The organism is Kitasatospora sp. NPDC032150 (genome assembly GCF_055579945.1).
Window position 1 is genome coordinate 1 of sequence record NZ_JBVIMH010000071.1, and the last position, 10,174, is coordinate 10,174.

A 10,174-nucleotide genomic window follows, 5' to 3' on the forward strand; every position below is an offset into this window, starting at 1 on the left:
GCCCAGAAACCGAGCCGGTCCTCGGAGGCCTGCGCGTACGCGGCCGCGGTGACGTTGGCGGCAGCGGCGAGTTCCGCGGGCGGAGCGAAACGGCGCTCCTCCTTGAGCAGGTTGGCCAGGCTCTCGTTGCTCAACAGGTCTCCTTGTACGAGTTGGTGCGGGAGTCCCTGCCGTACGGGACGGCAGGGACTCCGGTCGTGCTGCTCCTGAGCATGGACCGCCGGAAGCCGGTTGACACCGGACTCAGGTGGAATTCTCGGTGCCGCGGGCAAAACCTTTCGGTCGTGCCGGGAGCCCTCAGACGGCTGTCCGGGCGTGCAGGCCCCGGTCGCTCCACCAGGTGCCGGAACTCGCGCAGTCCCCGACCGACAGCGGACCGTCGGCCGGTGCGGCGACCAGGCAACCGCCCTGGTGCGCGCGGATCCTGAAGCGCATGGCCGGCCGCCGGGTGACCGGGTCGAGCCGGATCACGGGCATCCGTTCGGTGAACCGCCAGAGCTGCGCCCTGACTTCCTCCCCGGCCTGCGAGCGGTCGTCCCGAAGGTCCACCGGGCCGCCGGGCTCGGCGGTGAGCACCAGGGGGCCGGAGGTGCCGCCGGACAGCAGGGACTGGACGGTGAACTCGCCGTCCTGCTGCGGCTGGAGGACCCACTCCTGGCTGTTCTCACCGGGTCTCGCGCGGGTGCCGACCGCCGTACCTTCGACGGCGGAGGACACCTCGGCGCCGAGGGCGTCCATCCGCTGCGCGGATTCCCACACGCCCAGCGTGCCCAGGCCCCGGTACGGGGCGACGGCCGTCATGGTCGCGGCCGTCACCGGCGGGATGTTCGGGGTTCCGAGCGGACTGGGATCCCAGCTCGCCAGCGGACCGGAGTACCTGCCGATCGGGCCCGGCGCGGGGTGCGAAGGCGCGGTGGTCACCGTGTCCGGATGCCCGACCGTGGCGATCAGGAGCATGCCGGGGACGGCGGTGAGGTAGGCGACGGCCTTGGCGGCCGTCAGCGCCGGTTGGTGCACGGGAGTTCCTTGCTGTGAGAGAACGGTGCGGCCGGCTCGGAGCCCGGCGGACGGCGGAACGTCACGGCTGCCCCGCGGCAGGCACCGCCGGTTCCGCACCGGGCGGCCGCATGTGTCGCAACACCGACCCGCCAGGCCCGTCCTCCAGTTCCAGCCCCGGTACCCGGAGCAGTTGGGAGACGCCGGGCGCCGGCAGCTCGGAGTGGATCGGGTTCACGGGGGTCGCGCCGTCCGGAGCCGGGTGCGGATGGACGTGCGCCTTCCCGATCACCATGACGTACTTCCCGTCGCCGGCGACCGCATCGGCCGCATAGGTGTTGAACCGTGCCGCCCGCTCGTACAGCCCCCACTCGCCGGCCTCCCGGCGGGCCGGACGGCCGTCCACCGCCCGGATGTCGACGCCCTCGGCCTTGGCCGCCTCCACCACCTCACGCAGACCGTTGCCTTTCAGCGAGCCGTGCGAGGAGTCGTAGCGCGAAATCATCGCGTCGAGTTCCGGCGGCATCGCCGACCCCTCCGGGGAACGGAGATGGGTGTCCAGGTGGTGCTGGAAGCTGTCGTCCCGCAGCGCCTCCACGTACACCGTCCTGACGCCCTGCTCCCGAAGGGCCGCCATGTTCTCCTTCAGGAACGGCCAGCTGGTCGACGCCGAGTGCACCTCGCCCAGCACGAAACCCTGGTGCTGCGCGAGGATCCGGCCGGCGCCGGTGATGGCGTCCGGGGCGTCGTGCAGCGCGGTGTCCACCTGGTGCAGGGACTCGGGGGACAGCCCGGCGGGAGGGCTCGCCGTGTTGGCCGCCACGATGGCGTCGAGCTGCTCGCGGCGGGCGTCCTGCCCCTTCCAGTAGTCGGCGGTCCGGTAGTCCAGGCGAGCCGCCGCCTCGAGCCGCTCCTGTCCGCTCCCGCCGACCTTGTCGGGGGCCCAGCGGGCGAGCGCCGCGTCGGTGTCGTTCCGGACCGTGCGCACGACCTGCGACGAGAGGTCGTTGAGCGTGGTCGGGTCGTGATCGGTCTTGAGCGTGTTGGTACGTGTGTTGAGATGGATGCCCTCGAAGGGCCGCCCGGTGCTGGACTCCGGGTGCAGGTACTTGCCGCCGGAACTCTGCTGCGGCATGAGGTCCTTCAGCTCGTGCACGGGGGCCGGAACGTCCGGTCTCACCAGGTTCTTCGCCTTGAAGAGCGCCTTCTGCACCGCGGACTGCTGAATCGGGTAGACCAGCGCCGGACCGGAGGGATGCTCGTGCAGCCCACGCGTCGGCTGCGTCTGACCGGCCGGCCGCTCGGCCGCGGTCCGTGACGCGTCACCCGGGCCCGGCGTCAGGCGCGGCGCCTCCGCGGGCGACCCGGGATGGACGGATGTGGACGGCCCCTGACCGATCGTCTCCGGCTGGGTCACCGCCGCGACCTCGGTGTGCGCGAGGTTCGGCGAGCGAACGTCCGCCGCGTGGGGGCCGAGGTTGATCGGGGCGGGGGCCTCGTGTGCTCCCGTCGGTGTCTCGGTCGGTGGTAGGTGCGGCGAGCGAACGTCCGCCGCGTGGGGGCCGAGGTTGATCGGGGCGGGGGTCTCGTGTGCTCCCGTCGGTGTCTCGGTCGGTGGTAGGTGCGGAGAGCGAACGTCCGCCGCGTGGGGGCCGAGGTTGATCGGGGCGGGGGACTCGTGTGCTCCCGACGGAGCCTCCGTTGACGGCAGATGCGGAGAGGGAGCGTCCGCGACATGAAGCCCGGGCGCGGCCGGAACACCGTGCCCGCCCGCCGGGCCCGGCTCACCGACAGCCGGCGGAGCTCCGCTGTCGAGGGCGGAGTGCGACGCCGGGTGACCGGCCTCGGTGGCCGGCGCGTGCACCGCACCTTCGAATGCGGGCGGTGTCCCGACGTGTCCGGGAGCAGTCCCGGCGGGCGGAGCAGCGCCGTCGCCGATGCCACGCGACATCGGATGAGCCGAGGCACCGGCCTCTCCCGAGGGAGCGGCGGCCCCCGCGGTGTGGCCCGACGCCACCGGGTCCGCCGAGCCGCTGGGTCCCGGGTGCGCGCCGCTCGTCGGAGCGGGACCGGCCGAGCCGGAAGTCGGGTTGCCGCCCTCCGTCGACCTCGGGACGGCCGAGCCGTGCTCGCCGGCACCTGGCTGCACCTCCGCGCCGGTCGGCACACCCGCGTGTGGGGCCTCGGTGGGAGGGCGGAAGTGCTCGTTGAGCGCGGCGCCACCGGCGTGCAGACCGGCGCCCGCGGCGCCGCTGAGGCCGGAGCCGAGCAGGCTGTGACTGTCCACCTTTCCGGTGGTGACCGCCTGGGTGATGACGTCCGCGCCGACCCCGACTGCTCCGGCCGTGACCATCCTGCCCGGCAAGGTACCCATCACCCGGCCGAGCCCGGCCTTGGCGCCGGCCGCGCCGAGACCCTTGCCCAGCAGGTTGCCGGACGCACCGGCGACCGCACCAGCCGCGGCGTTCTGGCCCACCTCGTTCAGGTCGACGCTCTTGCGGTGCCCCTGCATGACCTCGATGGACTGCGCGAGCAGGTTGATGGCGGCCATCTGGACGGCCTGCTTGGCCGCGAACTCCAGGGCCTCCAGCGCCAGTTTCTTGATGATCTGCTGGACGACCGTGCGGATGGCGGCGACCGCGACCGGGATCTGGGCCAGCGAGACGCCCGCGGTGAAGGGCGCCTCCACCTCGGCAGTCGCGATGTCAACGGCCAGGATGCCCAGTTGAGCGATGATCTGGATCTTGGCTGTCTCGGCGGAGTTGGCCATCGACTCCAGCATGTCGCCCATGCCGTTGCACGCCGCGACCAGGCCCGGGAACACGCCGGGCGCGGCATCACCCTTGCCTGTCGTGAAGTTGGCCCAGTACTCGGTCAACTTCGTTGCGGCCACACCCTCCTGGTCGGCCAGCGCACGTCGCATCGCGGCGTCCGTGGTCCCATTGACGTCCTCGAGGGCGCTCGCCGTGGAGCGCCAGTGCTCGGCCATCTGCCGCAGATGGTCCTCGTCGGCCTCGGGCCAGCGGGTGCCCGACAGCAGCAGCAGAACCCACTGCAGGGGCTCGGGTACCTCCACAGCCATGATCAGCGCCCTCCAGCGGTGCGGCCGCGGCCGATCTCGCGGTTGGTCGCGCTGAGCACCACCGGTGACGGTGGGCCGGCCGTGGCTCCCGCGGGCGGAAGGGTGATCACGGGGGCGGGCAGGGACTCCACCACCTGGAGGTCCCGGCCGCGGCCGTTGAGGTCGGCGACCGTGCCGGACTCGGCCGACTCGTAGTTCTGCGCCATCGTCGTCAGACCTTCCGCGATCCGGTGCAGGGCGGCGGGGAGGTTCTTCAGCCCCTTGAGCGTGGCCGCGCTGTAGGCGAGGTAGCCCTTCTCTCCTTCGGCGAACTGTTCTCCCGCGTGGTCCTTGCCCCAGGGCGAGGTCGCGTTCATGCTCGTCAGGAACCCGTCGAGGCTGAGGTACAGCTCCGAGACACGCTCGGCGGCGGCGAACATCGGGGAACTCGCCGCTCGGTACTGCTCAGGGCTGACCTTGATACCCGTGCCCGCGCCCGCGGACGCCGCCGCCGCCCGGGCCGCCGGAGTCCGGGCGACCGTCAGGGTCGCCATGGCGGGGGCGGAGGGACCGACGGCCATCGTCGCCATCCCGGCGCCCTGCGGACCGACGGCCATCGTCGCCATCCCGGCGCCCTGCGGACCGACGGCCATCGTCGCCATCCCGGCGCCCTGCGGACCGACGGCCATCGTCGCCGTCAACGGCGCCGCCGGCACCTCGCCGGGCTCGTGCACCTTCGTGCCAAACGGATCTTCCATGAGACTTCCTCACCGACTCGTGCCGCCAACCGATCGGACGACCTGTGGGCGGAATTGCTGCGAGCGCTGGCCGACGGCCGACAGCACGCGTTACTCGTTGGCTGCGCGGCCGCTCACTGCCGAGGGCTCTGCTGCTCGGCCGAAGGCCGTGGGGCCACTGGGGCCGCCGAAGCGGGTACGGACTTGTCGAACGCACCGGAGGACGCCAACTTCGCGAGCGCGGCCCGCAGATGCGGGCTGGGCACCTGGTAGCCGCCCTCCTCGCGCAGTGGCGCACGCCTGGCCACGGCTTCCGGTCCGAGCTGCGCCGGCGCGCCGGCGCCCGTGCCTTGCTCCGGTTCGCCCTGGCGCCGCGCGGTGGCCACCCGGTCCCGCTCACCGCCCGTGCCGTCAGCCGCCGGCCGGCCCTCCTTCGGCCCGGCTGCGGCTGCGCCTGCCCCGGCCGGACCGGGGGCCGCCGTCCGGCCCTGGGCTTCCGCCTCGGGGCCGAGCACCACGCCGGTCAGCTGCTTGAGGAGATCGCTGTCACCCGCCGGCGGGGGCTTCTCCTCGCCGGGCGCCGGCGGGGCTTCCGCCCGGGGTTCTGCGGCGACGCCGGTCCGCGCGTCGTCGAGCCAGCGCTGCCGCGCCCGTTGCGTCCGCCGGTCGCGGACCGGGACGTCCCCGGCCTGGCCCTGGATACCGGAGTCGGTGAGCACCTCGTCCTGCTCCGGGGCCTCCTGGACGACGAGTCCGGGTCTGCGCCTTCCGCGTGCGTCCTTCTTGCCCCGGCCGCGACCGGCACCGTGCATGCCGCCGCCGACGGGGCCCCGGCCGGCGGCGCCCGCACCGGCAGCCGCGGCGCCCGCACCGGCAGCGGCGGCGCCCGAGCCCGCCCGCACGCCGGTACCGGAGCTCGCACCCGAGCCGAGCGGTTGCCGCGTCGGCTGGAGGGGGCTCTGCCCGCCGGTACCCGGCACCGTGCGGGAGCGTGCGTCGGGCCCCGTGCCCGCCAAGGCGGGCACGCTCCCTGCCCCTGCCCGGCCCGGCGCCCCGCCGACGCCGGGCCCGCCCCCCGCCGCCCCGCCGAGGAGACCTGGGCCGACCCCGGCTGCGCCGGGCAGACCGGAGGACGCACCCCCCGAAGCCGCGGTAGGGCCGGCGGGTTCGGCGGCAGGTGCCACACCCGGCATGTCCGTGCTCGCGAAGTCACCGGTGAAACCCGCCAGACTCAGTCCGGCGGCCGCGGAGCCGTTCGGCGGGCACGCCGATCCGCCTGCCCGGCCGGGGACTCCAGCCGCTGCGAACGCGCCGGCAGCGCCGCTGTCCCGGGCACCGGTGTCACCGAGCGCGCAGAGCTGCCCGGCACCGTCCATGCGCTCGATCCGGTCCGCGCTTCGGCGAAGCATCGAGTCGACCTCGGCGCTCGCCTGGCCGGCATGGTGTGCGCACGAGTCCACGGTCAGTCGCACGCCCTCGGACTGCGCCGCCACCTCGGGCGAGGCGCCGGGCAGGCTGCTGTCGAGGTAGTGCTTGGTCGACCACAGCTGCTCGACCATAGTCGTCTTGGCCCGGGCGACCGTACTGGCCGCGCCGCGCAGACAGTGGGCCATGGCGAGCCCGGTCTCCAGCGTGGTGACCGCATGGGCGTCGTCACGGCCGCTGTACCGCTCCAGGTACTGGTGGAAGCCGTCGGCGGCCTCCCCGGACATATGGGCCACGGCCTGCCGCGCACAGGCCACGATGGCCTGGATCCGCGGCTCGGCGGCAGTGGTCCAGGCCTCCCAGTCTTCGGCGAGTTCCGTGAGCTGGTCCTCGTCGGCATCGGGGAAGGCGATCTCGGCTCCGTCCTCACGGCGCTGGACGACCGTCAGCACCTCGGCCAGGTCGGCGGGCAGCTCGATCACGACGGACCACCGCTTCGGAGTGCAGCGGCATTGGCATTGTCGGCCTCGCGGTACCGCCGGCACATCAGCAGCAGGTTCTCCGCCATCGCAGCGGAGTTCCGCAGGTAGCGGTGGATCCCCTGGAGGGCCTGCTGCTGGTGCCCGACCAGCCCGCCGGCCCCGGACCCACTGCCCGACAGGGTCCTGCCCAACTGATCGGTGCCGTACCCGGCTTGGGGAAACCGCTGCACCGCGCTCTCGACCCGCGCGGTATCGGACTCCAGCTCGCGAACGATGCTCTCGATCTTCCTGGCAGCTGCCTCGACCTCGTGAAGGTCGATCCAGAACGACCCGCTGCCCATCCTGCTCCCCCGTCCTCGAGGCGGCCGGACCATCTCACGGCCACCCGAGGACTGACGATCCCTCACTCAGGTAATAGACCGATAAGTATTCTGCAAAACGCCACCCGATGTCCGTTGTGCGCCGGGCCTCCAGCACGCTCGGAAAGCGGCAACCCCTCACGAGTTCGAATCTCGTACCCTCCGCAGGTAGAGGGCCCGCGCCGGGAATCCGGTCCGGGCCTTCTGTGTTCCGACATCAGACCTGGTGTGGCGCGTTGCCACCGGCGGCCTCGGCAGTCCGGGCCCGTACCGAGACGGTACTGCGGACCGGGTGGGCCCGGCCGCCTCAGTTGCCGGCGCCCAGCCGCCGGGCCAACACTCGGCCGCGCTCGGCCTGCACCGCTCCTGCCTTCCCGGCCGCATAGCGGAGCAGGCCGAACGGTGCGCGCAGCCGCAGTGTGTCGACCACCAGGGAGCCGCCGTCGCCCCGGTTGGTGACGGCGAAGCGGTAGTCCATCCGCACGCCACCGGGACTGACCACCTCGCCGCTGACCGTCGCCTCGCCCGGAAGCCGGGTGCCCTCGGTGCGCAGGGTGACCTGGATGACGTTGTCGTGCCGGACCAGTCCGAGGAACCGGAAGCGCTCGACGGCCACGTAGTGTGTGACTCCGCCCTCGCACCGCACGTCCCGCACGTCCACGAGCAGCGGGGAGAGACCTATGTAGTTCTCGGGCTCCGCAAGATGCGCGAGCACGGCGGCGGGCGTCGCCGCGATGTCGTAGCTGCGGCTCAGTTCGATGCTGGGCACGTCCGACTCCCCTGTCCGATCCGGCTCCGGCCGTCGTCATGGACCGGTAACGATCGGTGGATGATCGCACTGCCCTGCCTCCTCCGCCAGGCTGTCGCCAGCAGCTGGGCGTCGACGTGCGAGTGGCCGAAGGCCTCGCGCAGCACGAAGACGACCCGCTCGACGGGGCTGAGGCTCTCCAGCACGACGAGCATCGCGGTGGAGACGGTGTCGGCCAACTCTCCGCCTCCTCGGCGACGTCGGGGGTGGTGAGCAGCGGAGTCCTGTACCAGCCGCACGACCCCCCACTCGCCTACGTCAGCAGCCCGCTCGCGCGCCGCTGCCAGGTGCCGGATGAGCAGCTGGCCGCCTCTGCGGTGGCCTCCCCGTCCACTCCGCATGTGCTGGAGCGCGGAGGTGATCGCCCGCTTCACCTCATCGTCCGTTGCCTGCTCGTGAACGCACTTGAGCTGCAAGTCCAGTGAGAAATCTGATCTGACGCTCACGCAGCTGGATTGTGACAGGCAGGTCTGACAGCCTTCCCGCAACGTAGCCAGCGAAGCACCAGCACCAGCACCAGCACCAGCACGCCCGCAGGCCGGGTTCAGGATGAACGACCTCCACCACCGGCATTCGCAGTGTTCGGCCCCTACAGATTGCGGTAGACGTCCCGGCGGTTGCCGACAGTCAGGACCCACACGATGAGCCGACCATCTCCGACCGTGTACACGACGCGGTAGTCCCCGACCCGCAGACGCCAGCGTGCGCTGTGCCCTTGAAGGGCTTTGATATCGAAGGTCCCGGTGTCCCCGTCGCCCAGTGCTCCCTGGAGTATGCGCGATGACAGCGATGACGAACGCCCCGAAGGACGCGACGGCAAAGGCGTGGCCAGCGGCGGCAACCCTGCCGACTGCCGCGGGAAGGAACGAGCTGAAGAAGACCGCTCCGATAACGGCAATGCCTAGCGCTCCGCCGCACTGCTGGGCAGTGGACAAGATCCCTGACGCGACACCGGCCGACTCCGGCTTGACGCGGCTCAGCACGGTGTTGAGCGCCGGCGTGATATGCGCGCGCGTAGATCAGTGGCCGCCGTTCAGTCGGACCAGACCCCGGGGGTGTGGGGGCAGCCGCACGAGCCGCGCACCACCAGGCGGGACGGGAAACACTGCAGCCGGTCGCCCTGCCAGTGGGCCTCCTGCGGACCGCCGCCGAGCGCCAGCTCGACCGCCGTGCGCGCCATCGCCTCGCGGTCGGAGGCGACGGTGGTCAGCGGCGGGTCGGTCAGGGCGGCCTCCTTGATGTCGTCGAAGCCGGCGACGGCGAGGTCACGCGGGACGTCGATCCGCAGTTCGCTCGCGGCCCGCAGCACGCCGATCGCCTGGTCGTCCGTCGAGCAGAAGAGAGCGGTCGGCCGATCCGGCCGGGAGAGCAGGCGGAGAGCCACCTGGTACGCGTCGTACCGGCTGTACAGAGCGTGGAACAGCCGGCCCTCGGTGGACAGTCCGGCCTCCGCCATGGCCTGGCGCCAGCCCGCCACGTGGTCGGTGACCGGGTCACCGATGACCGGTGTGTATTCCGCGCCGCCCAGGCACGCCACATAGGCGTGGCCGTGTTCGAGCAGATGCTTCGTGGCCAGCCGGGCGCCGCCGAGATCGTCGGTCACCACGGCGAACTCGTGGATCGTTTCCGGGTGTTCATGCATGAGGACCACGCGGGAATCCCACGCGGCCAGTTCGGCCGCCGCCGACTCGCTGGGGCCGAGACTGACGAGTATCAGGCCGGCCGCACGCATGCCCAGAAAGGCACGCAGATAATGGACTTCCCGTGCGTCGCGATAGTCGGAGTTGCCGACGAGGACCATCTTGCCCCGGTCGGCCGCGGCCTGCTCGACCGCGTGTGCCAGCTCTCCGAAGAAGGGCTGGCGGGCATCGGGGACTATCAGGCCGAGCAGGTCGGTGCGGCGGCTGGCCATCGCCTGGGCCACACGGTTGGGGCGGTAGCCGAGTCGGTCGATGGCCGAGAGCACACGCTCGCGGGTCTCGGTGGCTACGGGGCGGGGGCCGTCGTTGATGACGTAACTGACAACAGCGGTGGAGGTTCCTGCAAGTTTGGCCACATCGTCGCGCGTTACCTTCTTCACATCCGAAGTCTACGCGCCGCAACTTCGCTGAGCGGTAAATGCACTGACGAACCATCACCCGGAATCGGCGCCGGTGTTATGCGTCGGTGCCTTCTGTCTCCGTGACTCGAACTGCCATATCCGTTTTCCCGGGTGTTGCGTCCTGAACGCGAGAAGGAGTTGGTAGTAGGACAGCTTCCAATTGCGGTGCTGTACGGAAGATGAAGGTTTTGGCCCTTCGGAGTCG

At 71.8% G+C, this 10,174-nt stretch carries 8 protein-coding genes and 1 pseudogene; all 9 read right to left on the reverse strand.

The window, feature by feature from the left end:
- Window positions 1-297: 297 nt before the first annotated feature.
- A complete protein-coding gene (locus tag ACZ5ON_RS35290; protein WP_465601505.1) occupies window positions 298-1,017 on the reverse strand; it encodes an RICIN domain-containing protein in 720 nt (239 codons plus the stop codon).
- 61 nt (window positions 1,018-1,078) lie between these two features.
- A complete protein-coding gene (locus ACZ5ON_RS35295; protein WP_465601508.1) occupies window positions 1,079-4,078 on the reverse strand; it encodes a WXG100-like domain-containing protein in 3,000 nt (999 codons plus the stop codon).
- Between the two features lie 2 nt (window positions 4,079-4,080).
- Entirely contained in the window at window positions 4,081-4,815 is a 735-nt protein-coding gene (locus tag ACZ5ON_RS35300; protein ID WP_465601511.1) for a WXG100 family type VII secretion target, read from the reverse strand.
- A gap of 113 nt (window positions 4,816-4,928) precedes the next feature.
- Window positions 4,929-6,701, reverse strand: a complete 1,773-nt coding sequence (locus ACZ5ON_RS35305) for a WXG100-like domain-containing protein (RefSeq protein ID WP_465601514.1) — start codon at window positions 6,699-6,701, stop codon at window positions 4,929-4,931.
- Complete coding sequence (locus ACZ5ON_RS35310) at window positions 6,698-7,042, reverse strand: hypothetical protein (protein WP_465601516.1); 345 nt, start codon at window positions 7,040-7,042, stop codon at window positions 6,698-6,700. The genes ACZ5ON_RS35305 and ACZ5ON_RS35310 overlap by 4 nt, the downstream gene beginning before the upstream one ends.
- A 325-nt stretch (window positions 7,043-7,367) precedes the next feature.
- Window positions 7,368-7,829: an SRPBCC family protein gene (locus ACZ5ON_RS35315; RefSeq protein WP_465601518.1), complete on the reverse strand. Its 462-nt coding sequence runs from the start codon at window positions 7,827-7,829 to the stop codon at window positions 7,368-7,370.
- A gap of 110 nt (window positions 7,830-7,939) precedes the next feature.
- Window positions 7,940-8,100: pseudogene (locus ACZ5ON_RS35320) on the reverse strand (RNA polymerase subunit sigma-24); the annotation flags it as partial.
- Between the two features lie 357 nt (window positions 8,101-8,457).
- Window positions 8,458-8,700, reverse strand: a complete 243-nt coding sequence (locus ACZ5ON_RS35325; protein WP_465601523.1) for a type II toxin-antitoxin system RelE family toxin — start codon at window positions 8,698-8,700, stop codon at window positions 8,458-8,460.
- A gap of 201 nt (window positions 8,701-8,901) precedes the next feature.
- Complete coding sequence (locus ACZ5ON_RS35330) at window positions 8,902-9,948, reverse strand: LacI family DNA-binding transcriptional regulator (protein WP_465601521.1); 1,047 nt, start codon at window positions 9,946-9,948, stop codon at window positions 8,902-8,904.
- Window positions 9,949-10,174 lie beyond the last annotated feature (226 nt).